This window comes from Ligaoa zhengdingensis (assembly GCF_014384885.1).
Lineage (GTDB): Bacteria > Bacillota > Clostridia > Oscillospirales > Ruminococcaceae > Ligaoa > Ligaoa zhengdingensis.
On record NZ_JACRST010000007.1, the window covers coordinates 72,322 to 96,544 of the forward strand.

Below are 24,223 nucleotides of genomic sequence, written 5' to 3' on the forward strand. Positions count from 1 at the left end.
TTTGCGCCCGATTTTTGCCAGCGGATGCAACACCACAAAAAAATACCATTTTTCCCGGTTGTTTTATAGCTTGAATCCGAGCGATTTGATATAGTGAGTGCAGAAAGAACGACTCGAGGTCAATAAAACAACAGGGAGGTATTTCAATGAAACGCAATATGAAACAATGGCTCAACGATATGATCGACGCACCTGTCAAAAAGGCGATGCCGGTCCTTTCCTTTCCGGCGATCCAGCTCATGGGTATCAGCGTGAAGGACCTGATCTCCAGCAGCGACGCGCAGGCCAAGGGGATGAAGCTGATTGCGGACCGCACCAACGCTGCGGCGTCGGTGAGCCTGATGGACCTGTCGCTGGAAGCGGAATGCTTCGGTTCCACCATCCGCTTCTCTGACGACGAGGTGCCCACTGTGATCGGCAGCATCGTCAGCAGCGAGGAAGAGGCTGAGCAGCTCGAGGTTCCCAAGGTTGGAGCGGGCCGAACCAAAATCTACATCGATGCGATCGAAAAAGCGGTGGCGGAGATCGACGACCGTCCGGTGTTGGCGGGGATCATCGGCCCGTTTTCGCTGGCGGGGCGCCTGATGGATGTCTCGGAGGCGATGATCTACTGCTATGAGGAACCGGATATGGTCCACATCCTGCTCAAAAAGGTGACGCAGTTCCTCATTGAATACTGCCTGGAATACAAGAGGGTAGGCGCCAACGGCGTCGTCATGGCGGAACCGCTGGCAGGGCTGCTTTCCCCTTCGCTGGCCGAGGAGTTTTCCGCCCCGTATGTCAAACAGATTGTGGACGCGGTGCAGGAAGATTCTTTTGTGGTCATCTACCACAACTGCGGCGACAGCACCATCCAGACGATCGATTCGATCCTCTCCACCGGATCGGCGGCCTACCATTTCGGCAACGCCATCGACATGGCTGAGATGATGCCCCACATCCCCAGCGGTACCGTCGCGATGGGCAATGTGGACCCCGCCGGGGAGCTCCGCAACGGCACCCCGGAGTCGGTCAGGGAGGCGACCCTGCGCGTGATGAACGCCTGCTGCAGCTATCCCAACTTCGTCATCTCCTCGGGTTGCGACATTCCACCCCTCTCCAAGTGGGAGAATATCGACGCATTTTTTGCGGCGGTGGAGGAATTCTATCGCGGCAAATGACCGGATCAATAGAGAAAAGGCCCGCCGGTGTGCTGAACGGATTGGGTTGAGCACACATTGAAAAAGTCCCCTATTTTGGAAGGTTTCATCGGAGTGGTACCGTTTTCGCTGCGCCACTCCGATTAAATTTGGTTTCCCGTTCCAGAGCACTTTTCTGCCACTGGTAATTCGTGCCCCTTGCCCGGTTCCCCGCGCTAGCGGTGCGCCAACTTTTATTTCCCAATCACAAGAACTCGCTCAGGCTTTTGCCTGAGCGAGTTCTTGTGATGAGTCGTTTCATTTTTCGGGGCAAGGTGTTATAATAGCCTTGCCGCTGGTTGATTTGTGGTTCGGTCGGTGGTATTTGCCCGCTGGAGGTTGCGTCCTTTGGCGGGTTTCTTTTATCCCTTCCCTGTAATTATAACATACTACCTTTAAATAGCATAGTCAATTGACAAATCTAACAAATATGATACTTATAAAATGTATATTATGCTACTTTAAAAATGTATGATTGAAGAGTATAATGTAAAATAGGAGGGGATTATATGCCGATGAAATACGACAAACTATTTGCCCTAATGAAAACGAAAGGTTTGACCACTTATAAGATTAGAAAGGAACAGATTATTACCGAAACCACATTGCAAAAACTTAGAGAGGGAAAAAATGTTACCACCGAATCTATCGCTAGGCTTTGTGAGGCGCTGAATTGCCAACCGGGAGACATCATGGAATATGTGCCTGATAAATAAAAATAGGCCCAAGAGACGGCATAACGCCATTCTCGGGCCTATTTTTTAAGCAAAAAGCCGGGGACTAATCTCCCCGGCTGAAAATGCATCCAAACAGCCCGCCTGCAAACACATAGACGGGGTTCGGATTTCGCTGGATTTGGTGAGCCACCGGGGATTCTACCCGCGGCAGAACCGGCCCGCCACCGGCGGCCCGGTTGCGCCCGCCCTTCGCCTTCGGCTCGGGGCGGGCTTGCTGCCTGTTCGCATCCTCCGGCTGCTTGCACAAAAAAGGGGGTGAATACCAGTTGGTATTCACCCCTTTTTGGTGAGCCACCGGGGATTCGAACCCCGGACCCTTTGATTAAAAGTCAAATGCTCTGCCAACTGAGCTAGTGGCTCAAAAGCAGCCTGCTTTCACAGGTACCTAATTAGTATATCAAAAACGATCGCTTTTTGTCAACCAATTTGTGGCTTTCAGGCGGTAATTTTTGCATTTTACCGCTCAGCGCAAAGTTTCTTCGATGAGATAGCGCGGACGGCGCTTGACCTCGCCGTAAATTTTACCGATATATTCGCCGATCACGCCGAGGCAGAGCAGCTGGATGCCGCCGATCATCCAGATCGAGCAGACCAGGGTGGTCCAGCCCTGCACGGTGCGGCCCATCAGCCAGATCGCCAGGAAGTAGAGCAGCATCAGCAGGCTGGCTGCAAAGATGATGATCCCCAACGCTGTGATCAGCCGGATGGGCTTGACCGAGAAGGAGGTGATTCCGTCGAATGCAAAGGAGAGCATCTTTTTAAGCGGGTATTTGCTCTCCCCGGCGAAGCGCTCGTGGCGGTCGTAGTAGACCACGGCGCTTGGGTAGCCGATGAGCGGCACGATTCCCCGCAGGAACAGGTTGACCTCGTCGAACTGCGCCAGGCCCTCCAGCGCGCGCTTGCTCATCAGGCGGTAGTCGGCGTGGTTCTGCACGATGTCCACCCCAAGGGCCTTCATAAAGCGGTAAAAGCCAACAGCGGTGGCGCGCTTGAAGGCGGTGTCGGTGTCACGCTTTTTGCGCACCCCATATACCACGTCGTGGCCCTTGTAATATTCCGCCACAAACTGGTCGATCACATCCACGTCGTCCTGCAGATCGGCATCGAGCGAGATGGCCATGTCGCACAGCGGCATGGCGGTCATCAGGCCGGCCAGCAGCGCGTTTTGATGCCCCTTATTGCGCGAGAGCTTCACCCCGCACACCATGGGGTTTTCTTCGTGCAGCGTGCGGATGATCTCCCAGGTGCGGTCGCGGCTGCCGTCGTTGACCAGCAGGATGCGGCTTTCCGGGCTGACCGCGCCGCCCTCGATCATGCCGCTGAGTTTTTCGGTCAGGCGCTTTGCAGTTTCAGGCAGCACCTGCTCCTCGTTGTAGCAGGGCACCACCAAATAGAGAATGTCGGCCATGCGCTCCCATCTCCTCGCTTGTTATTTCTTCGGCTGATCCTTCCCGGTTTCGTCTTCGCCGTCCTCAGGCGGGATCACCGGGCCGGGCGCACCGGTGAAATCCTCCGCTTCCCACCGGACCTCACTGGGGTCGGGCAGCTCGCCGGCAGGCGGATATAATTCTTCGGGCTCGGGCTCCTCCCCATCGTCGCTGAGGGGATGGTCGAGCGAAAAGCCGTCGGCCGGTTCGTCCTCGGCGGGGAAGAGCTGGTCGGGGTCGAACAGCTCGTAGGTGCGCGGCGGGTCGGCGGGCCGCCCGCGCCGCTTGGCGCTGCGGCTGCGGAAGAACAACCAATAGGCCAGCAGCACCAGAATGGCGCCGCCGCTGACGGCCAGGCCGGGCAGCAGGCCGGGGGTCATATAATCGAAGCGGATTTCGCACGCGCCCGCGGGCACGCGCACCGCCATAAAGCCGATATCCACCTTCTCCACCTGCGCCTCCTCGCCGTTCACCGTGGCGCTCCAGCCAGCCTCATAGGGCACGCTGAAGAACACCAGGCGCGGCTGATCGAAGTTGCAGGTCGCGGTGAAGCCGAGGTTGTCCCTCGTAAAGTCCGAGCAGGCCATCGAGCGGCGGGCGTCCACATCGTCGAGAAAATCGGTGTACGCCTCGGGCAGGTTGGTGTCCCCGATCTCCAGGTGCTCCAGCATCGGTCCGTAGGTCGCCGCCCGCTCCTCGTCCAGCACCAAGGCCCGCATCAAAACCTTGTGGCGCAGGTCGGTTGGGATCTCGTCGAACTCCTCCCGAGTGAGATAGGCGTCGAAGGCGAAGCCCATCGGCAGATAATTTTCGTTTTCATAGATGTTGAAATCGAGCTGCTGATCCACCAGGTGATAGCCCGGCATCGGGTCCTGTTCCTCCTTGCTTCTGTCAATAAACAGGTAGCGCACCGAAAATAGGCTGCGCAGCGCGAAATATTCGGGCTGCGGACGGGAGGAGACGTCCCGCTTGACCCCCACCTCGGGGTAAAACTCCATGATCGAGACCGGCACCACCGAATGGAACGCCTGGATGTTGGGCAGGTGCCAGTACATGCCGAAGTTTTCGCCGCTGTCGTAGATATCGGTGCGGTAGAATTCGTCGTCGGGGTCCACGGGCATAGTGAGGTTCGCGCGCCCGTGCACGCCGTTGTCGATGATATAGTTGTCCCGCTCCAGCGTCTGCTTGGACATCGCCAGATAGAGGGTGGTGTACCCGAAGGTGAAGCAGCAGAGCATCACCAATGCGATCCGCTGGAACCGGGCGGTTCTGCGGGCAAAGAACATCAGCAGGTAACACAGCGCCAGCGCGATGACCGCGAGCGCGACATACACCCAGAAGATGCGCATGTCCTTGGCCAGCCCGATCTGTTCGATCTCGCCGTCCTTGATCACCGGGGTGAACCCGATCGGGATGGCGATGGCGGCGGTGATCACGGCCGTCCAGCGGAATCCTCGCGCAAAGTCGATGCGCTCGTTTTCCAGCGTGGCGGCGGTGGCAAGGGCCATCAGGAGGATGAGCATGTAGAACCAGCGGGTGTAGTAGGAGTGGTTGAGGCCCACGAACAGGCTGTTGAGCCCGGGCACCATCGCCACCACAAAGCAGGCGATCAGCAGCTTGCGCAGCCAGTTTTTGCGCACGCTGATGAGGTAGGCGAGCACACCGCTCATGGAGAACAGCGGCAACCAGGCCGACAGGGAGGCCCACTTCGCGCCGTGGTCGGGGAACATGTTGGGGCGCGACGGGGTGTCCGGTGGGAAGAAGAAGCTCGCCACGATGCCCGGCTGGCGCTGCTCGTGGGTGTACAGCCAGAATTGCCAGCCGCTGAGCAGGTTTTCGGGGAAGGTGGTGCGCGGGTTGCCCATCACCGCGAGGGCCGAGGGCAGCAGCGCAAAGGCGGATATCAGCACCCCGAGCAGGCCTTCAAACGCCACCCAGAGGATCTTTTTGAACCCGCCCTTGAGGCCGGTGCAGCGGACGAAATAATAGAGGATGACGAACACCACCTCGCCCACAAAGAACCAGTAGTTGACCATGGCGTTGATCGCCACCGTGACGGCGAACGCGCCCTTGCGGTCGTTCACCAGCAGCTCCTCCAGCCCGATGAGCATGAGCGGGAAGAAGACGATCACCTCGTGGAAGTGGTTGAAGAAGATGTTGTATGCGGTGAAGCCCGAGAAGGCGTAGAGCAGTGCGCCGATCACCGCATAGTTCTTGTCGCGCACAAACCGCTGGATGTAGAAATAGGAGGTCAGGGCCGCGCAGGCGGTCTTGAGCACCAGCAGCGGCGCCATCAGGTAAGGCACTGCCGCGGTGGGGAAGAGCAGCGTCAGCCAGAAGAACGGGCTGAACAGCAGGTAAAAGCTGTAGGAGCCGATGAAGTTTGCGCCGAGGTCGGTGTACCAGTTCCAGAAGATGTCCCCGCTGCGCACCGCCTCGTGCGCCAGCTTGTAAAACGGGATCTGCTGGCAGTTAAAGTCGCCGATATAGACGAAGAGCCCCCGGTTGTAGATCACAAACGGGAGAAAAAAGGCCGCCGCGGTGGCCAGCGCCACCCAAAAGGTCAGCCAATGCTTGCTTTTTTGCGGTTGTCCCAACAGGCTGTTCAAAATCTCACCTCATACTGGGGGTTTCCCAGGAAAAATTTTCATCAACGGTTTTCATTATATCATAAAGCGCCGTTTTTGCCACCCATTCTTCCCGGCCGTCACAAAAATTTAACGAAGCGCGCCGTCGCGGTTTACAAGCCTGCGCGAAAACGGTATCATGGAAGAAAGGACGCGGCCTGCGCTCCCTGTTTAAAGGGTGCCGCGCGGGCCGCAAATTTATGCAGCATTTTTGGGATAATCAGGAGGAAGCGCTATGAAGAACAGCTTTTACGCCATGCTTTCACGCATGAAATATATCGCCCGCTGGGGCCTGATGCGCAACACCCGCGAGGAAAACCTCGCCGAGCACACCCTTGAGGTGGCGCAATTGGCCCACGCGCTGGCCGAGATCGGCAACCGGCGGCTGGGCCGCGGCTACGACCCGGGCAGGGTGGCGTTGGCCGCGCTCTACCACGACTGTGCCGAGATCATCACCGGAGACCTGCCCACCCCGGTGAAATACTACAACAGCCGCATCCGCGAGAGCTATCGCGACATCGAGCGCGGCGCGGAGGACACCCTGCTGGACCTGCTGCCCGACGACCTGCGCCCCGCCTACGAGGACCTGCTCGGCCCCGGCCGGGACGACCCGGAGACCGAGCGGCTGGTGAAGGCTGCGGACAAGCTGTCCGCCCTGCTCAAGTGCATCGAGGAGGAGAAGGCGGGCAACCGCGAATTCGCCCTGGCGCGGCGCTCCACCGAACAGGCGCTGGACGAGCTGGCCCTGCCCGAGGCGGAAATTTTCCGCCGGGAATTTTTAGAACCCTACGGTTTGACCCTTGATGAATTGCGGTGAGCGGTATATGATAGAGGGCGAAAGGGCGGGATTTTTAGCGCGAAAGAACTTCACACAATCCCCCGCGGGGCGATGCGCAAGTTGCGGCCCGCTTCCGCCCTTATGCGCAAAATCATCTTACCATTCCTCTGCTTCGCGTGGTAAGATGCCTGCTTGTATTTTAAATTTGTGCCGGCGCGAAGCGGCGGAATGGATGGTTTTTTATGAAACAACGGACATTATGGATCACACGGACGGCGGTGTTGCTGGCGTTGGTGCTGGTGGCGCAGTTTGTGGGCAAGCTGGTGCCCGCGGGGGCGGTCATCGCCGGCCCGTTCAGCGTCAGCCAGCTGATCACCGGCTCTCTGGTCAACCTGATGCTGGCCATTGCGGCGGGCGTCGTGGGGCTGGGCTCCGGCGTGACGGTCGGGGTGCTCTCGGCCATTCTCGCCACCCTGCTGGGCGTGGGGCCGATCTTTCCCCAGATCACGCCGCTCATCGCGCTGGGCAACGCCATCCTGGTGGCGGTCCTCTGGGGGACCTTCCGAGCGGCGGACCGGCTCCGCGGCGGCGCTGAACTGGCCGCGCGCTTAGGCGGCGTGGTGTTGGCCGCGGCGGTGAAATGCGCATTTTTGTGGCTGACGGTGCCCTGGATGCTGGGCCTCATCCCCGAGGTGAAGCCGCAGCAGGCGCAGATGCTGACGATCATGTTCTCCTGGCCGCAGGCGGTCACGGCGCTGACCGGCGGTCTGCTCGGCCTAGTGGTGATTCCGCCTCTCAAAAAGGCGCTCAAAACCGGGCGCACCTTCTGACCAGCGTAAACGGACAAACAAAAGCCCCGCTGCGAAGAACCATTTCGCGGCGGGGCTTTTGTTTGCGGCTGTGGGTCAGACGTCGATGTAGTTTGAGGAGGCGTAGCCGATTGTGCCGTTGTAGTTGACGACATACCACCCCTGCCACTCACCCAGCACGGTGATGGGGGCGCCGTCGTAGGCGCGGGCCAGGATGGGTGCGCCGGTGTTGGGGTATTGGCGGATGTTCAGGTTGGTGCCGTTGGTGTCCACGGTGCCGCGGCGGGCAGGCTGCGCATTGACGAACGGGATGCCGAAGTATTCGGTGAGGGAGCGCACCACGTTGATGGCGATTTCCTGGATGTGGTTTTTGATCCAGTTTGCGTCGTTGACATTGTCATGGTAGGCAAATTCGATGAGTACACTGGGCGCGCGGGTGAGGCGCACTTCGCCCAGGGCGGTGGTGGGCACCGCCCTCACCAGCGAGGGGATGGGGTAGATATCCCGCAGGTTGGCCGCGATGATCTGGGCGGCGCGCCGCCCGCGGGTGCTCGAGGGGTAGTAATACACGTCGGTGCCGCGCACCTCGCCATAGCGCCCCTCGGGCGCGGCGTTGGAGTGCAGCGCCAGATGCAGGTCGTAGTTCCCGGCGTTGGACTGCCGGATGGAGGACGCGGCGGTCATATCCGGGGTGTTGCGCACATAGCGGATGCCGCTGGAGCGCAGATAGGGCTCCATGGCGTCCGCGATGAGGTTCATGTAGTATTCCTCTGTGCCGCCGGTGACATAGAGGTTGTTCTCCTGCGTCGACGGGCTCAGGTAGATGGTTGGCATGGCGATTCCTCCAGACTGATTGATACGCTTCAGTATACGCAAAAAGTGCTCAAACGGTGCGGCAGGTTTAATCCTCTTCGACCGTCAAACCGGCGCACAGGCGGAACCGCTCGTCGGCCAGCTCCCAGTTGATCGTCTGCGCCCAGTTGTCGAAATATTCTGCGCGCCGGTTTTGATATTTGAGGTAGTAGGCATGTTCCCATACGTCCACCAGCAGGATGGGGCACCAGGGGAAGGGCACATCCTGGTTGGGGGTGCTGAAGATGCGCAGCGCCTGCTCCGATGACGCCGGGGTGCGGAAGGAGGGCTCGCGGCCGGGTTCACCCGTGGCGTTGCCCCACACCAGCCACGCCCAGCCCGAGCCGAACCGGTTCATGGCGGCGGCCTTGAGCTGTTCCAGGAAAAAGTCGGTGCTGCCGTACTGCTGTTCAATCTGCCGGGCCAGCGCGCCCACCGGTTTGCCGCCCGAGTTGGGGGTCATGCCGGCAAAATAGAGGTTGTGGTTGTATACCCCGCCGCCGTTGTTGCGCACCGCCGTCTGGATGGGGCGGGGCAGGCTGCCGAGGGAAAAGAGGAGCTTGGTCAGGCTCCAGTCGTGAAAGCGGGGATAGGGTGCGAGCGCCTTGTTGAGATTTTCCACATAGGCGCCCAGATGTTTGTTGTGGTGCAGGTACATGGTGGTCGCGTCGATGTTGGGTTCCAACGCGTCGTATTGGTACGGCAATGGCCGCAAGCTGAAGGGGTAATGCTCCGCCAAGATCGATCATCCTTTCCAAAGGGCGTTTTGCCGGCCGGTAAAAGGGAAAAAGCCCTGATATTCTGCTGATAGCAATATATGAAAAAGTGCGGAGATAGGTGATTGCATACAAAAAAGCCCCCTGCGCACAAGCACAGGGGGCGGCCGGTTGTAGGATTCAGTTGAGCAGGGCGATGGCGAGGTTGAGGTATCCCGCGAACAGTGTCCACAGCAGATACGGGATTTGTAGGTAGGCGGCCGCGGGGCTCACCCGGAAAAAGAGCACGATCATCCACACGATCAGCAGGAGCAGCAGCACCAGCCACCAGAACGCGGGCATCAGCAGACCCAGGCGGAAGAACAGCAGCGGCCACACAAAATTGACCGCCAGTTGAATGACGTAAATCCACAACGCGGCGCGCCGGCCGGGACTTTGCGCCTCATAGACGAGATAGGCCGAAATTCCCATCAAAACAAACAGCACCGTCCACACCACCGGGAACAACCACGCGGGCGGCGCGAGCGGCGGTTGCTGGTAATTTCCGTAGGCGTCCATACTGTTGCGGGTCAACAGCGCGGAGAGGCCGCCTGTCCCAAGGCTGATGAGCAGGCTGACCACCAGCGGCCACAGCCGTTTGGTAAAGGATGGTTTCATCAGCGTACACCTCTTTCGCAGCGTTTTACTTTAGAATATGCAGAATGCCGCTATTTATGCCTCGGCGGTGCGGGGCATAAATATTTATCGCAAAGCGATTTTCTTTTTTTCGGCAATATGCTACTATAATTGCAGCGATAGGCTCATTTGCTGCAATGAGGAGGAGAGATATGCGTTACTGTGAAAGATGCGGAAATTCTGTCGGCGAGGACGCAGGGTATTGTTCAAAATGTGGAGCGAGATTGAGGAGCGGGGCTGAGTGGGGGGATGGCCCCATGTACCGGCCCGTCCAGCCCCAATTTGTGAAGCCCCCGGCAGGTACGAATCCCGCCCCGATGGTTTTAGGGATTATCGGGGTCATTTTTGCTGTGCTGCTGCCGATGATAGCTTATCCCTGTCTCATTATTGGGCTTGTGCTGGCGAACAACGACATTCGCAACGGCCAGATCAGCACCGCCGGGCGGACTGTCAATATTGTCGGGCTGTGCATTGCGGTGTGCAATTCCATCCTGGGCGCGTGCATGAATTTGGTCCGTTATTGACCAGCGGCGTTTTTTGCTGTGGACGGCACAAGGCCCCTGCGTTCTCAGAACGCAGGGGCCTTGTGCCATTGTGAGGAGAATTTTTAGCTCAGGAGCGGAGGGCGCCGTCAATCCCTGCCGGAGACCGAAAAACCGGTGTCGGGCAGCTTCAGGCGTTCTTCGCTCTCATCGCTCGAATCAATGAGGTCGCGCGCGGCGTAGGATTGGCTGTTGCCGGCGTTGTCGGTCAGCCGCGCGCTCACCAGGTCGAAATACCCGGTGCGCTCGTTATCCGGCACGAGGATAGAGCCCTCATAAGCGCCGGTGGCGGGGTTGTAATCGCGCGCGGTCAGCGTCAGGCTGAGGGTGCGGCCGTTTTCTTCGTTGCGGAACCGCAGATGGATGCGCCGCACACCCGAGCTCGCGTCGTATGCCTTCACCGAGACGCCCAGCGCGCGCCCGGCGTCCGCACCGGCGGCGGAGTAACCGATGTCCTCCAGCTCCGGCGCGTCCGCGTCGGCTTTGGAGGGGATGTTGCTCACCGAGAAGGCAGGCTCCTCGGGCAGCAGCTCAAAGCCGTCCGCATGGTCGTTGCGTTCGCTCCAGGGGCAGTACTGGCTGCGGTTGCCCGCCTCGTCGGTGACGGTGACGCGGTAGATTTGATAATCCCCGGCGGGCTCGTACTGCGGAATCTCGATGACGGCGCAGTAGCGCCCGGTCGCTGGGTCGTAGGATTTATCCGCCAACATCGAGGCGTAGAGCACCCGGCCGTTCTGTTCGTTGCGGAACCGCACCGAGAGCTGCTTGACACCTGAGAGGTCGTCATCAGCGGCTGCCGACACGGTCACGCTCGTGCCCGCTGCTGCGGAGGCGCGATCCACCCACACGCCGGTCAATGTCGGCGCGGCGGTGTCCGGGGCGCTGTTTTTGATCCGGAAGGAGGGCTCCTGCGGCAGGGGGAGATAGGTCCACTTGCCGTCGTCTATGATCTCCTGCTGGGTGAGGTATTTCTGTTGTTGCTTCGCTCCGTCGATCACAGTGGCCTCAGTCAAAGCGAAGGTGCCGCCCGCCTCGAACTCGCCGATTTCCAGCCCGGCGCGGTAGACGCCCGGCCCGACGCGGTCGCCCTGGTGCAGCGCCAGGGTCAGCTCGCGGTCGTCAGCGCGGTTTGTAAAGGTGAGCAGGATGCGGCCGACCGCCGCGTCGGAATCGGTGGCGACGGTGACATTCACCGTCGCGCCGCCCGCGACCTCCGCCCGGTCGAGGGCGATGCCGGTGATGCGCGGCGTTTTGGCCGCTTTCTGGCTGGGCGTCACCGTGAAGCGGGTCGCCAGCCCCAGCGGCAGGTTGTCGTTTGCGGCAGAGATGCGGCCGCGCGCGGAATAGGTTTGCAGGTTTTTGGCCTCGTCGATGAGGGTGACGCTTTTGAGCTCATAGGTTCCGGCCGGTTCACCGGCGGGGATGGCGAGCTCCTTGCGGTAGAGCCCGGCGGATGCGTCGTAATCGCCGGGCAGCAGCGCAGCGCTCAGGATGCGCCCGTTTTCCTGGTTTTCAAACAAAACGGTGGCCTGTTTGATCCCCGAGAGGTCGTCGGTGGCCTTCACCGCGACGCTCACGCTGCCCGGCGCGGTCGCCGAGGACGCCCCGACGATCACGTCCTGTAGCTGCGGCGGGGTGCTGTCCGCCTGGGCGAACGTCGGCAGAGCGCCAGCAGTGAGCAGCGCGGCGAGAGCGGCCGCGGCTGGTCTGAAAAATCTGTTCATAAGGGTGTGCCTCCCATTTGATCGGATTACACATTTATTGTAGCCGTCAATTGTGAAAATGTCCCATACGCCCGATTAAACTTTCTTAATAATTGCGGCGTTCCATTTTTATGGGAAGCTGGTATAATAGGGCATAGGGAACAACCCGAGGGGGGACGGATGCACATGCAAAAAATCCTGATCGTGGATGATGACAGCGCGATTGCGGAGCTGATGTCGGACGCGCTGGAGGACGAGGGCTACGCCACACACATCTGCGGCGACGGCAAGGAGGCGCTGGATTTTCTGGTGCACGCGCCGGATGTGGCCCTCATCCTGTTGGACGTGATGATGCCGCGCATGGACGGGCTGGAGCTCTGCCGGCACATCCGCGACACGGTGAGCTGCCCGATCCTGTTTGTCACAGCGAAAAACCGCACGCTAGACACCCTGCTGGGGCTGGAGATGGGCGGCGACGACTATATCTTCAAGCCGTTTGTGGTGGAGGAGCTGGTGGCCCGGGTGCGGGCGCACCTACGGCGGGAGCGGCGCAGCGCGGCTACGGACGCGGGCGACCGCGTGCGGTTCGAGGGGATCGAGCTGCACAAGGACAGTTTGGAGGCCTACCGCGACGGCAAGCTGGTGGCGCTTTCCCCGCGCGAATTCCGCCTGCTCTATTACTTCATCAAAAACGCGGGCAAGGTGCTCACCCGCGAGCAGATCTTCAACGCGGTGTGGGGCGTGGATTACGGGGATATCGGCACGGTGGCGGTCAACATCAAGAACCTGCGCGCTAAAATCGACCCGCGCGGGGAATACATCAAGACGGTGTGGGGCGTGGGCTACAAGCTGGTGCGCCCCGAGGAGGCCGCGCGATGAGACGCAAACGGTTTCGTCCCAGCATCCGCCGCAAGCTCACCACGACGATTTTGGGGGTGTTTCTGGCTAACTTTCTCCTTTTGGGCGGCTACTACCTGCACCTGATTTCGGCGCGGCTGCCCGAGGCGCTCAGCGAGCTGCAAATCCGCATGGGGAACCAGATCTACCGCCGGATGCTGATTGCGGAGATTCTGCTGCTGGCTGTGGTGCTGCTGGTGGTCACCCTGGTGATCTATTGGGATGTGGTCCGGCCGGTCGAGGCGCTGGGCGGCGAGATGGACGCCTTCCGGCGCGGGGTGACGCCGCAGCCGACCGACCGCTCGGACGAGATCGGCGAGCTGCACAACCGGTTTGTCCAGCTCGCAAGCGACCTGGAGCGGGAGCGACAGACCCAAAATCGCATCATCGCCTCGATCTCGCACGACATCAAGACGCCGCTCACCTCGGTGATGGGGTACGCGGAGCGGCTGCAAAAGAACGGCCTCTCGCCCGAGCGCACCGAGCGATATCTGCGCACCATCTATGAGAAGTCGATGGACATCCGGGAGCTGATCGAGGAGTTCGACGATTACCTGAGCTGCAACCTGCAAAGCGCGCTCAAGCTCCAGTTTCTCACCTCGGATGAGCTGTGCGCCCTGTTTGAAGCGGACTGCCGCGACGAGCTGGAGCAGGAGGGCGTGCTTCTCACGGTACGCAACGAGTGCCCGGGGGAGAAGCTCTGCGCCGACCTCTCCAAGCTGCGGCGGGTGTTTGGCAACCTGATCGTCAACAGCCTCAAGCACTTCGATAAAGCGGAGCGCCGCATCGAGCTGGTGTGCCGCAGGCAGGAGGGCGGCGGCGTGCAGCTCCGGCTGTGCGACAACGGGTCGGGCGTGCCGGGGGACGACCTGGAGCGTATCTTCGAGCCGCTCTACACCTCCGATGCGGGGCGCAGCGTGGCCGGATTGGGGCTTGCCATCTGCCGCGAGATCATCGCGGTGCACGGCGGCCGTATCTGGGCTGAAAACCGGCCGGAGGGCGGGCTGTGCGTCTGCTTCACATTGGCCAAATTATCATGAAAAAACGGGGGCCGTAAGGCTCCCGTTTTATGCTTGCTTATTCCTGTTTTTCGTCCTCAGAAACCGCTGCCAGCGTTTCGCTGTCCTCATTGTCCTCGTCGTCCTCACTGGACGGGGACTCGAGCACTTCCAGTTCCGCCGCCTGCTGCGCGGCCGCCTCTTCGGCTTCCTTTTCGCGCTTGATGTCGCGCAGGGCGGAAATCAGAAACCAGCCGCCCGCCAGCACAAACAAGCCCGCGATCACGCCGATGAGCAATTTTTCGTTGCCCGGCACATCGCCCAGGTTTCGGAAGAGGTCGAAAGCCAAATAGAGGATAAAGATGGAAGCGACAACGCGGAACGCATTGTTCATGCCCTTGCGGGGCGGGGCGCCGTTTGCCATAGGGAAAGCCTCCTTACTTGCTTTGCAGCCAAATGCTCTCCGACTCGTGGCGGCGAGGGCGCCCCATCAGGTCGGAGATCGCTTTTTTAGGGGATTTATCCTGGTAGAGCACCTGATAGCACTCCTCCACGATCGGCATCTCCACGCCTACCTCGCGGGAGAGTTCGTAGGCGGTCTTGGTGGCGAGGTATCCCTCCACCGTCATGCCCACTTTCTCGAGCGCCTGCCGCGCGGTGTTGCCCTGGCCGATGAAGATGCCGGCGCGGCGGTTGCGGGAGTGCATACTGGTGCAGGTGACAATCAGGTCGCCCACGCCGGAAAGCCCGCCGAACGTTTCAAAGCTCGCGCCCATCGCCACGCCCAGGCGGGCGATTTCGGTGATGCCGCGGGTCATCAGGGCGGCCTTGCTGTTGTCGCCCAGCTTGAGGCCGTCGCACACGCCCGCAGCCAACGCGATCACATTTTTGAGCGCGCCGCCGTATTCCACGCCGGCCACGTCGTCGTTGACATAGATGCGCAGGGTGGGGTTCATCAGCAGATCCTGCACCGCCTCGGCCGCCGCGCGGTTCTGCGCCGCCGCCACCACCGTGGTGGGTACCCCGCGGGCGACCTCCTCGGCGTGCGACGGGCCGGAGATGACCACAGTTTGGCACCCGGGCAGTTCCTCGGCGATCACTTGGGAAAGCCGCTTGTAGCTTTTGGCCTCAAGACCCTTGGCCACTGTGGAAACCAGCGCGCCCTGGGACACATAGGGAGCCAGCTTGCGCGCGGTCTCGCGGATGGCAAAGGACGGCACCGCCAGGATAATCAGGTCGCTGCCCTGCACGTCCGCAATTTCGGTGGTGAGCCCGATCTCTTTGGGAATTTTGACCTTGGGCAGAAGCTGTAAATTCTGCCCGTCCCGGATAATCGCGGTGATTTCGGCGGGGAACGCGCTCCACATGGTAACCCGATGTCCCATCTTGTTGCACATCACCGAAAGGGCGATACCAAATCCGCCCGCGCCCAACACACCAATTTTCGCCAAGAAAATCCCCTCCTACTTTTTGTCGTTTTTGGGTTTTCCAAATTTATATTCTGTCCCGTTGATCAGCCGTTTGATGTTGACGCGGTGCATGTAGATCACCAGCAGCGCAATCACGATGGAGCAGATCATGTCGGGGAGGGAAAAATCCCCCATCAGCTTATGTACCATAACGTAGGTCGCCGGGTAGAGCACCGCGCCGCAGATCGACGCGAGCGAGACGATTTTGCAGCAGAGCAGGATGAGCAGCCCGACGCCCAACACGATCAGGAACACCCGCCAGTCGATCACCAGCATCATGCCCAGCGCGGTGAGCACCCCCTTGCCGCCCTTGAACCGGAAATAGATGGGGAACAGGTGCCCCAGGATGGTGAAGATGCCGGCCAGATAGCCGATGTCGAAGGGGAGCTGCCCAAACAGATGGGCAAACACCACGCGGCTCACCGCCACGGTGATGATGCTTTTGCTGAAGTCGCCCACCGTGACTGCGGCGGCCGCCTTTTTGCCGAACGTGCGCAGCATGTTGGTCATACCCGCATTGCCGCTGCCGAAGTTGCGCACATCCTTGTGGTAAAACAGGTTTGAGATGATGACCGACCAGTTGATGCTGCCCACCAGATAGGAACAGAGCGCCACCAGCACCGCCGCGAGGATGATTGTCGTCTGATTGGACATAGCTTACCCCTCCGAGCCTGGGACACCCCGCCGGTATGCCCCAGAAAATATACAAAAACATTCTAATATCATCATACCCTGAAGCGGGCGTGAATGCAAGAGAAAATGGAAAAAACCGGCGGTACAACTTTATGGATAGGAACGCCGCATAATAAAGGGAACAGGCGCCAACGGTCCGGTATTGGCCATTAGTCGCCGCGCTGGCGCACCACCATGCGCACCGGGGTGCCGGTGAGGCCGAAGGTCTCGCGGATCTGGTTTTCCAAATACCGCTGATAGGAGAAGTGGAACAGCTCGGCCTTGTTGACAAAGCAGACGAATGTCGGCGGGCGGGTGGACGCCTGGGTCATGTAGTAGATTTTGAGGCGCTTGCCCTTGTCCGTGGGCGGCTGCACCCGCGCGGTGGCGTAGGCAAGCACGTCGTTGAGTTTGCCGGTGGAGATGCGCATGGCGTTCTGCTCGTTCACCACGCGGATCATCTCATAGAGCTTCTCCAACCGCTGGCCGGTCTTGGCCGAGAGGAACAGGAACGGCGCGTAGGACATGAAGCTGAAATCCTGCTCGAGCTTTTTTTCGTACTCGCGCATGGTCTTGCCGTCCTTCTCCACCGCGTCCCATTTGTTCACCACGATGATGCTCGCCTTGCCCTGCTCGTGGGCGTAGCCGGCGATCTTGCTGTCCTGTTCGGTGAAGCCCTCCAATGCGTCGATCATGATGACGCATACGTCGCTGCGGTCCACCGCCATATAGGAGCGCAGCACCGAATAGCGCTCGATATTTTCGTCCACACGGCTCTTGCGGCGGATACCCGCGGTGTCGATGAACACGAACCGGCCGCGCTCGTCGTCGATCACCGTGTCGGTGGAGTCGCGGGTGGTGCCAGCGATGTCTGAAACGATCACTCGATCTTCGCCCGCAATTTTGTTGATCAGCGAGCTCTTGCCCACGTTGGGCTTGCCGATCACCGCAACCTTGATGAAATCCGGCTCGTACTCCTCCGGACGGTCGAAGTCGATGTGGCGGTAGCACTCGTCCAGCAGGTCGCCGGTTCCATGGCCGTGCACCGACGACACCGCGACCGGGTCGCCCAGGCCGAGGTTGTAAAATTCGTAGAAGTCGGCGGGCAGGCCGCCCGGGGCGTCGCACTTGTTGACGCACAGCACGATCGGCTTGCCGCTCTTTTGCAGCATCAGCGCGATGTCGTGGTCGGTTGCGGTCACGCCGGTTTTGAGGTCCACCACCATGATGATTACGTCCGCGCTGTCAATGGCGAGCTGCGCCTGCCGGCGCATCTGCGCCAGGATGATGTCGTCGGTTTTGGGCTCGATGCCGCCGGTGTCCACCAGCATGACCGTCTTGCCCAGCCATTCGCACTCCGCGTAGATGCGGTCGCGCGTTACGCCCGGGGTGTCCTCCACGATCGAGAGCCGCTTGCCGATCAGCTTGTTAAACAGGGTGGATTTGCCCACGTTGGGCCGCCCCACCACCGCGATAATCGGTTTCGACATTCAGTTGTTACCTCCTTGTTCCGGGCCGAAAACGTCCTCGCCGAGCAGGCTGCCCAGCAGTTCCCAGCCGTCGTTGTCCACCACTGTCACCCGCACCCCCAGCGCCTGTTCCACCTGCTCCACCGTGTAGTCGTCCAGGAATCGGTCCTGCTCGTGGCGCAGCATGGCCGAGGTGATGAGCACCTCCTCGCCCAGGTCGCGGCCGCGCAGTTGGGCGATCAGGTCGGTGGCGGTGATCAGCCCCGCCACGGTGATGGTCTCGCCGAAATACTCGTTGCGGATCACCTGCACCCGGCAGTCCAGGTTGGGGTAGCGGGGGCGCGCGGTGTCGATGATTCCCTGCAAAAACGGCCCCACGGCGGCTCCGGTCGCAACCGTCACCCGGCGCGCCTTGTCGCTCGGGCGCGCCTCCTCCAGCGCGTCCGCGAACTCCTGGCGCAGCAGTGCCAAGAGACCCACGCCGTTTTCCAGTTGGTCGAACCCGCCGTAGTACGCCTCCTGCGGGATCGGACGCCCGGCCAGCAGGAAGAACTCGTCGGACGGGTAGGCGATGCGGTCCCCATGCTGCTCGAGATACCGGTCGGAGTAGCGGTGGATGGTGTCGATCACCGCGTTTGCCTCCTCGGGCGTATAGGGCCGCAACGGGTACAGCCCGTCGCGGAATTTGGTCACCCCCACCGGCACGCAGGCGATGCTCTCCAGCGCGGGATAGAGCGCGGCGAGATCGCGGATGCTGCGCTCCAGCTCAGGGCCATCGTTGACGCCGGGGCAGAGCACCAGTTGGGTGTTGATTTTAATAGCATGCTCCGCCAGCCGCTTTAAATACCGCAGGGAGCTCGCGGCGGCGGGATTTTTCATCAGCTGTACCCGCAGCGCGGGGTTGGTGGTGTGCACCGACACGTTGATGGGGCTGATGTGCATCTTGATGATGCGGTCGATGTCCTCGTCGGTCAGGTTGGTGAGGGTGATGTAATTGCCGAACAGAAAGGACATGCGGGAGTCGTCGTCCTTGACGTACAGGGTGTCGCGCATATTCGGCGGCATCTGGTCCACAAAGCAGAAGACGCACTTGTTTTTACAGGTGTGCTGGCGGTCCATCAGGTAGGTGTCGAACTCCAACCCGAGGTCGTCATATTCCCCTTTGCGCACGGCCACATGCCGCCGCTTCCCCGCGATGTCCTCTACCTCCACGTCCAGCCGCTCCTCAGTCATATAAAAGCGGTAATCCAGTACGTCTACGATGCGGTTGCCGTTGATGGCGCACAGGGTCTCCCCGGCGGCGATGCCGGCTTTCTGTGCGGGGGAACGGCGCTGCACCTGCTTGATTTTTACCGGCAACGCGTCTGCACATCCCTTCAAACCCGGTCTGTCCGCAACGCCGCCGCTTGAAAACAGCGGGGGCTCGGTTTGCCAGCAGACCCAAATTGGTAAAAAAATAGAGAAGGTTGCCACCTTCTCTATCTCGTCTGAGAAGCAATTAAGCCTCTTTCTTGATAACCTCTCTGCCCTTGTAGAAACCACAGTTGGGGCAAACCCGGTGGGGCATTTTCAGCTCGCCGCACTGCGTGCATTTCGAGAAAGCGGGAGCCTCCAGCTTCCAAACATTGGAACGCCGCTTGTCTCTTCTGGTTCTGGATATTTTTCTCTTCGGTACTGCCATGCTCAGCACCTCCTTCTTTTACTCGATGCCGTCCTTTTTAATTCTCCAGCAATTTACTTAATATTTCAAGGCGCGGGTCAATCCGCTTCTGGGTGCATTCACATGATTGTTCGTTCCGGTTCGCGCCGCAAACCGGGCACAGACCCTTGCAATCCTCCTTGCACAACACCTTGCTGGGCAATTCAAGAATCACGTCGGACGACGCCAGCTCATCCAAGTCCAACACAAGGTTGGGCACCACAATGAGTTCATCATTGCTGTCGCGATTGACCTGTTTCACCAAAATGTGTTCAAAGCGATACACAACAGGGGTATCGACCGGGGCCAGGCACCTGTCGCACACAAAGTGCGCCACAGCCCGTGCGGTGTAGCTTAGGGATACCACGCCCGCGCGGTTCCGGATGACGCCATCCAGATGGACCGGCTCGGTGAAGGGGGTCGCATTTCCCAGCTGAAGCTCCGAAAGGTCGAGGTTGCAGTCGATCCTGACGCTCTCGCCTTCGATCTCAAACAGCTGTTTTAAATCAATCATCATATGGACACCTCAAATAACGCCACGCAGAATATTATATTATTCTCAGGTGGCTTTGTCAATAGCTTTTCCAGCTTTTTGTCGATTCATACGGGGGGAAACCGCTTCTTTTCCGGGGTTCCGCGCCCCACCTCAGACCAGGCCGCGGATAAGAGCCTCGCGGTCGCCCTCGAGCAGGTCGATCACCGGGACTTCGATGAGGGTGTAGGCCCCCGGCGCCTGGCGCAGGCTGGCGCGCGCGGCGCCCACCAGAATCTGCGCGGTGAGGGCGGGGTTGTTGATCTTCATATTGAACTCAAAGAGCTGATTTTGGGTGACGCCCGAGACCCCCTTGCGCACCAGGTTGACCCCGTGACCCATGTCCAGCAGCGCGTCCACGTCGTCCACTGCGATCACATGCGTCTCGTCGTGGGCGAAGTAGGGGTCGGCCTTCACCCTGGCGGTGACCTCCTCCAGCGTGTGGCCGCCCTCCAGCTCCACATACACCATGCGGCGGTGGATCGAGGTGCCCAGCGGGATGGTCATCGAGAGGGCTTTCTTCACCCCGTCGATCGCTTTGACCGCGACGGTGTGGCCCATGCTCATACCCGGTCCGAAATTGGTATAGGTGATGCCCTTGGGCGCGGCGGCCTGCAGCAGCGCGCGCACCACCGAGTCCGAGCCAGGGTCCCAACCGGCGGAGTGGATCGAGACCGCGCCGTGGGCCTTGGCCACCGGGTCGAGGGAGGACTTGAGCTCCCAGATGCCGGTGTGGATGTCGTAGCTGTCCACCGTGTTGATGCCGAGCTCCAGGCAGCGGCGGGCATAATCGGGCACCGAGCGGGTGGGCGTGCACAGGATCGCCACGTCGGGCTTCTGCGGCAGCGCGGCCAGGTCGGAAGCCACCGTCACACCCGCGAGTTCAGCCGGCACGTTTGCAGGGTCGCGGCGCACCACGCCGACCAGTTCCATGTCACCCGCGGCGCGCGCCGCCTCCAGCACGCTCCGCCCGATGTTGCCGTAGCCAACAATTGCAATTTTTGTCATCGTCGTTCCTCTCCCTATCATCAGCAAAAATTCTGCCTTTATCATACCGGGTGAAGGGGGGGAATGTCAATTGTTTTTGCAGGATGAATCTCTCTTTCTTGCAAAAAAGGAAAGCGCGGGGAAAAATCCACCCGTCGGGGCGGCGAAGGCGCGGGAGATCATCAAAAATCGTTTTGGTGAGATTGAACGAAATATCGGGCGGTAAATCGGTCAAGATGCGGAAAAGCGGGCCGATTTGGACCCGGAAGCGCCGAAAACGGCCGAAAATGGGCCGGAGAAAATTCGTACAAGTGTTACAATTTCCTTGACAGAAGGATGCACAAGAGATAAAATAACATTAGTGTACAAACATGTTGCATTTTTCATGCGGTTTTTGCCGCTTTTGGATAAGATTCAAACGCATTGTACTCCCCGTGCGCCCTTTTTGCGGAGGCTGCGCGCGGGGGTACCGTAACGAGAATATTGTTCACAAAAATGCCGCCTGTTTTCATACGGACGGCACATATTTTTGCCCAAAATCAAAAATACCTGTGCCGCTCCCGACACTACCAAATCACAATTTTGAATTTTGAGAAATTGCAAAAAGGAGGTTTCAGGAGCCAGTGATATCCATTATAACGTATGTTATCAGCGTCGTCGTCGCTCTGATATTGGGCGCGGTTGTGGCGTTTTTCCTCGGCGTGGCCTACCGCAAGCGCGTGGCGGAGGCGGAGCTCGGTTCGGCTGAGGATGAGGCGAAGCGCATCTTGAGCGACGCGATCAAGTCGGCCGAGGCCAAGAAGAAGGAAGCCATGGTCGAGGCCAAGGACGAGATTTACAAGATGCGCCAGGAGGCCGAAAAGGACGTGAAGGAGCGCCGCTCCGAGGTGCAGCGCCAGGAGCGCCGCCTGGTCCAGAAGGAAGAAAGCCTGGACCGCAAGCTGGAAAACCAGGAGAAAAAAGAAGAACTGCTGCAAGGCAAGATCAAGGACGCCGAAGAAAAGCTGGTGGAGGCCGAGGAGGTCAAAAAGCGCCAGTTTGAGATGCTTGAGCGCATTTCCGGCTTCACCACCGAGCAGGCCAAGGACTATCTGCTCACCCATCTGGAAAACGAGCTGACCCATGAAAAAGCCCTGAAGATCGCGCAGTTTGAGGCGCAGATGAAGGACGAGGCCGACCAGAAGGCGCGTGAGCTCATCACCACGGCGATTCAGCGCTGCGCGGCGGACCACGTGGCCGAGGCCACCGTATCGGTGGTGCCGCTGCCCAACGACGAGATGAAAGGCCGCATCATCGGTCGCGAGGGTCGCAACATCCGCACTCTCGAAACTGCGACCGGCGTGGACCTCATCATCGACGACACCCCCGAGGCGATCACCCTGTCCTCCTACGATCCCGTGCGCCGCGAGGTGGCGCGCATCGCCCTCGAGCGGCTGATCCAGGATGGACGCATCCATCCCGCGCGCATCGAGGAGATGGTGGAGAAGGCGCAGCGCGAGGTCGATCTCAAGATCAAGCAGGACGGCGAGCGCGCGATCATGGAGACCGGCGTGCACGCGATGCACCCCGAGCTCATCAAGCTGCTGGGCCGGATGCGCTACCGCACCAGCTACGGTCAGAACGTGCTCAACCATTCGATCGAGGTGGCCCATCTCGCCGGCATGATGGCGGCGGAGCTGGGCGCGGACGTGAACCAGGCCAAACGCGCCGGGCTCATCCACGATATCGGCAAGGCCCTCACCCACGAGATCGAGGGCTCGCATGTCGATATCGGCGTGGAGATCGCCAAAAAATATAAGGAAAACGACGTGATCGTCAACGCGATCCATGCGCATCACGGCGACGTGGAGCCCAAAACGATCGTGGCCTGCCTGGTGCAGGCGGCCGACGCCATTTCGGCGGCGCGGCCGGGCGCGCGCAGGGAGAACCTCGAGAACTACATCAAGCGCCTCGAAAAGCTGGAGGAGATCGCAAACTCGTTTGAGGGTGTGGAGAAGTGCTACGCCATCCAGGCGGGCCGCGAAATCCGCATCCTGGTCAAACCCGAGGTCGTTTCGGACGACAAGATGGTGCTGACCGCGCGCGAGATCGTCAAAAAGATCGAGAGCGAGCTGGATTATCCCGGACAGATCAAAGTGCACGTGGTGCGCGAAAGCCGCGCCATCGAGTACGCCAAATAATCGCAGCAGACCAGGGGCCACCCGCATGTGCGGGCGGCCCCTTTTTGCCGCGACTGGTCTGTGTTGACAAACCGCCGCGCGGCCACTAGAATGAAAGGGGAGCGGCTGTGCCGGACAATTTGTAGGGGACGGATGGGACGAACGAGGGGCGCGAATCGCGCGCATGTGACGGGATGGTACTGACAGAGATGGAGACGATTTTTTTTGTTGCCGAGGGCCGGATGGGGATGATCCGGGGCGGCGATGTTGTGATGCTGCCCGCGGAAGGCGGGCCGGAGGCCGAGGTGAAGGGCATCAGTGCGGCGGACGGGAAGCTGTACTATTCGCGTCTGGAGATGGAGACCGGGTGCGTCTACGCCAAACCGGCGGAGCGGCCGGCCGGACCGCCCGACGAGGCGGTGTTGCGCTGCCGCGAGATGCCGATCTACGAGATCGGCGGCCGGGAGGGCGCGATGGCGGCTGTGACCTCGCGCGGCGTGGATGGGGTGCGGCGGCAGATCGCGTTGTTCACCCTGCCGCGCGGCTACTACACCCTGATTGCAGACGGCGACGAGGTGGCCGAGAGCCCGAGCTGGGGGCGGGATGGTTCCCTGCTCTATTTTACCACGCGCGCCTGCCGGAGGGATGTCAACGGCCGCGTCACCGGCTATGAGCCGAGCGCGGTGATGGCCTACGACCCCGCGACCCACGAGTGCGTTCGGCTGTTCGCCTCGCCCGATTACGACTACTGCGCCCCTCGCGAGGGCCGGGCGGGGGCGTACTACTTTGTGCGTCGGCCCTACCGCGAGCTGGATAACCGCCTGAGCCGGCGTCTGGCCCGGCTGTTGGGATATTTGGCCGGGCGGCTGCGGGGCGGCAAAAGGGGGAAAGAGGCCCTGCCCGCACCCCCAAAGGGGCCCGTCGCCGCGCCGCAGGGGCGGGATGAGCCGCCTGAGGTTGCGCCGCGCAGTTGGGAGCTGATGCGCGCCAAGCGCTACAGCGCTCCGGCGGTGGTCAAAAAGGGCGTGTTGGCGTTCGATCTGTTGGAGGACGGCTGCATCGTCTATTCCGACGGCAGCCAGGTGCTCAAAATCCACCGGGACGGCAAGGAAAAGGTGTTGGCTGAGGTGCCGAAGGTCACGGCACTGTGCGCGGTGGATGCGGCGAATCCGGGATGAAACAGGCGCCCGGCGGGAAGATTCCCGCCGGGCGCGATGAATTCCGCGGAAAAAACGGGAAAAGCGGTTGTAAATTTCGCGTAGATTCTTTATAATAAAACAGGAGTGAAAAATGCCGG

23 protein-coding genes, 1 tRNA gene and 1 pseudogene are annotated in these 24,223 nt (G+C 60.3%); 10 read left to right on the plus strand and 15 right to left on the minus strand.

All coding sequences use genetic code 11. The features are described 5' to 3' along the window. Window positions 1-146: 146 nt before the first annotated feature. Complete coding sequence (locus tag H8711_RS06600) at window positions 147-1,160, plus strand: uroporphyrinogen decarboxylase family protein (RefSeq protein WP_249282678.1); 1,014 nt, start codon at window positions 147-149, stop codon at window positions 1,158-1,160. Window positions 1,161-1,687: 527 nt separating this feature from the next. Further along, window positions 1,688-1,894, plus strand: coding sequence for a helix-turn-helix domain-containing protein (locus H8711_RS06605; RefSeq protein WP_249282679.1), 207 nt, complete (start codon window positions 1,688-1,690; stop codon window positions 1,892-1,894). A gap of 305 nt (window positions 1,895-2,199) precedes the next feature. Here the strand turns inward: H8711_RS06605 and H8711_RS06610 are convergent. From H8711_RS06610 to H8711_RS06620, 3 genes are all read right to left on the minus strand, one after another. Further along, window positions 2,200-2,275 (minus strand) — tRNA-Lys (locus H8711_RS06610). Window positions 2,276-2,378: 103 nt separating this feature from the next. Next, a complete protein-coding gene (locus H8711_RS06615; protein WP_249282680.1) occupies window positions 2,379-3,323 on the minus strand; it encodes a glycosyltransferase family 2 protein in 945 nt (314 codons plus the stop codon). 21 nt (window positions 3,324-3,344) lie between these two features. Further along, complete coding sequence (locus H8711_RS06620; protein WP_249282681.1) at window positions 3,345-5,951, minus strand: YfhO family protein; 2,607 nt, start codon at window positions 5,949-5,951, stop codon at window positions 3,345-3,347. A gap of 253 nt (window positions 5,952-6,204) precedes the next feature. Between H8711_RS06620 and yfbR the strand changes: the two genes are divergently transcribed. Continuing rightward, complete coding sequence (yfbR, locus tag H8711_RS06625) at window positions 6,205-6,786, plus strand: 5'-deoxynucleotidase (RefSeq protein ID WP_249282682.1); 582 nt, start codon at window positions 6,205-6,207, stop codon at window positions 6,784-6,786. A 203-nt stretch (window positions 6,787-6,989) separates the two neighbouring features. Next, window positions 6,990-7,577: a hypothetical protein gene (locus tag H8711_RS06630; RefSeq protein ID WP_249282683.1), complete on the plus strand. Its 588-nt coding sequence runs from the start codon at window positions 6,990-6,992 to the stop codon at window positions 7,575-7,577. A gap of 75 nt (window positions 7,578-7,652) precedes the next feature. Here the strand turns inward: H8711_RS06630 and H8711_RS06635 are convergent, their stop codons facing one another. The 3 genes from H8711_RS06635 to H8711_RS06645 all read right to left on the minus strand — a co-directional run bounded on the left by H8711_RS06635 (window position 7,653) and on the right by H8711_RS06645 (window position 9,781). Then, window positions 7,653-8,390 (minus strand): N-acetylmuramoyl-L-alanine amidase, encoded by a 738-nt coding sequence (locus H8711_RS06635; RefSeq protein ID WP_249282684.1) that lies wholly within the window; start codon window positions 8,388-8,390, stop codon window positions 7,653-7,655. 67 nt (window positions 8,391-8,457) lie between these two features. Beyond that, on the minus strand, window positions 8,458-9,147 hold the full coding sequence (locus H8711_RS06640) for a superoxide dismutase (protein WP_249282685.1): 690 nt from the start codon (window positions 9,145-9,147) through the stop codon (window positions 8,458-8,460). 157 nt (window positions 9,148-9,304) lie between these two features. Continuing rightward, complete coding sequence (locus H8711_RS06645) at window positions 9,305-9,781, minus strand: TspO/MBR family protein (protein WP_249282686.1); 477 nt, start codon at window positions 9,779-9,781, stop codon at window positions 9,305-9,307. Between the two features lie 170 nt (window positions 9,782-9,951). On the opposite strand from H8711_RS06645, the pseudogene H8711_RS14345 reads away from it, so the two are divergent. Both H8711_RS14345 and H8711_RS06650 read left to right on the plus strand, forming a co-directional pair. Beyond that, window positions 9,952-10,020: pseudogene (locus tag H8711_RS14345) on the plus strand (zinc-ribbon domain-containing protein); the annotation flags it as partial. A 36-nt stretch (window positions 10,021-10,056) separates the two neighbouring features. Then, entirely contained in the window at window positions 10,057-10,323 is a 267-nt protein-coding gene (locus H8711_RS06650; protein WP_249282687.1) for a hypothetical protein, read from the plus strand. Window positions 10,324-10,430: 107 nt separating this feature from the next. Here H8711_RS06650 and H8711_RS06655 read toward each other — a convergent pair whose 3' ends face one another. Then, a complete protein-coding gene (locus H8711_RS06655) occupies window positions 10,431-12,065 on the minus strand; it encodes a DUF7743 domain-containing protein (protein WP_249282688.1) in 1,635 nt (544 codons plus the stop codon). A gap of 159 nt (window positions 12,066-12,224) precedes the next feature. On the opposite strand from H8711_RS06655, the gene H8711_RS06660 reads away from it, so the two are divergent. Both H8711_RS06660 and H8711_RS06665 read left to right on the plus strand, forming a co-directional pair. Continuing rightward, on the plus strand, window positions 12,225-12,923 hold the full coding sequence (locus H8711_RS06660) for a response regulator transcription factor (RefSeq protein WP_249282689.1): 699 nt from the start codon (window positions 12,225-12,227) through the stop codon (window positions 12,921-12,923). Beyond that, a complete protein-coding gene (locus H8711_RS06665; protein WP_249282690.1) occupies window positions 12,920-13,981 on the plus strand; it encodes a sensor histidine kinase in 1,062 nt (353 codons plus the stop codon). Before H8711_RS06660 ends, H8711_RS06665 begins: the two co-directional genes overlap by 4 nt. 37 nt (window positions 13,982-14,018) lie before the next feature. On the opposite strand, the gene H8711_RS06670 is transcribed toward H8711_RS06665, so the two are convergent. The 8 genes from H8711_RS06670 to H8711_RS06705 form a co-directional block, all read right to left on the minus strand. After that, window positions 14,019-14,363, minus strand: coding sequence for a hypothetical protein (locus H8711_RS06670; protein WP_249282691.1), 345 nt, complete (start codon window positions 14,361-14,363; stop codon window positions 14,019-14,021). Window positions 14,364-14,376: 13 nt separating this feature from the next. Further along, window positions 14,377-15,390 carry an NAD(P)H-dependent glycerol-3-phosphate dehydrogenase gene (locus H8711_RS06675; RefSeq protein WP_249282692.1) on the minus strand — a complete coding sequence of 338 codons (1,014 nt, stop codon included), beginning with the start codon at window positions 15,388-15,390 and terminating at the stop codon, window positions 14,377-14,379. Window positions 15,391-15,402: 12 nt separating this feature from the next. Beyond that, window positions 15,403-16,062: a glycerol-3-phosphate 1-O-acyltransferase PlsY gene (plsY, locus tag H8711_RS06680; RefSeq protein WP_249282693.1), complete on the minus strand. Its 660-nt coding sequence runs from the start codon at window positions 16,060-16,062 to the stop codon at window positions 15,403-15,405. Between the two features lie 188 nt (window positions 16,063-16,250). Next, the gene (der, locus tag H8711_RS06685; RefSeq protein WP_249282694.1) at window positions 16,251-17,570 is read right to left on the minus strand and encodes a ribosome biogenesis GTPase Der; all 1,320 of its coding nucleotides are present in this window, start codon (window positions 17,568-17,570) and stop codon (window positions 16,251-16,253) included. Further along, a complete protein-coding gene (locus H8711_RS06690; protein ID WP_249282695.1) occupies window positions 17,571-18,908 on the minus strand; it encodes a DUF512 domain-containing protein in 1,338 nt (445 codons plus the stop codon). It abuts the gene before it with no gap. A gap of 139 nt (window positions 18,909-19,047) precedes the next feature. Then, complete coding sequence (gene rpmF, locus H8711_RS06695; protein WP_249282696.1) at window positions 19,048-19,230, minus strand: 50S ribosomal protein L32; 183 nt, start codon at window positions 19,228-19,230, stop codon at window positions 19,048-19,050. Between the two features lie 37 nt (window positions 19,231-19,267). After that, window positions 19,268-19,765: a YceD family protein gene (locus H8711_RS06700; protein ID WP_249282697.1), complete on the minus strand. Its 498-nt coding sequence runs from the start codon at window positions 19,763-19,765 to the stop codon at window positions 19,268-19,270. Window positions 19,766-19,894: 129 nt separating this feature from the next. Then, complete coding sequence (locus H8711_RS06705) at window positions 19,895-20,788, minus strand: diaminopimelate dehydrogenase (protein ID WP_249282698.1); 894 nt, start codon at window positions 20,786-20,788, stop codon at window positions 19,895-19,897. A 602-nt stretch (window positions 20,789-21,390) separates the two neighbouring features. Between H8711_RS06705 and rny the strand changes: the two genes are divergently transcribed. Further along, window positions 21,391-22,947, plus strand: a complete 1,557-nt coding sequence (gene rny / locus H8711_RS06710; protein ID WP_249282699.1) for a ribonuclease Y — start codon at window positions 21,391-21,393, stop codon at window positions 22,945-22,947. Between the two features lie 188 nt (window positions 22,948-23,135). Next, window positions 23,136-24,104: a hypothetical protein gene (locus H8711_RS06715; RefSeq protein ID WP_249282700.1), complete on the plus strand. Its 969-nt coding sequence runs from the start codon at window positions 23,136-23,138 to the stop codon at window positions 24,102-24,104. Window positions 24,105-24,223 lie beyond the last annotated feature (119 nt).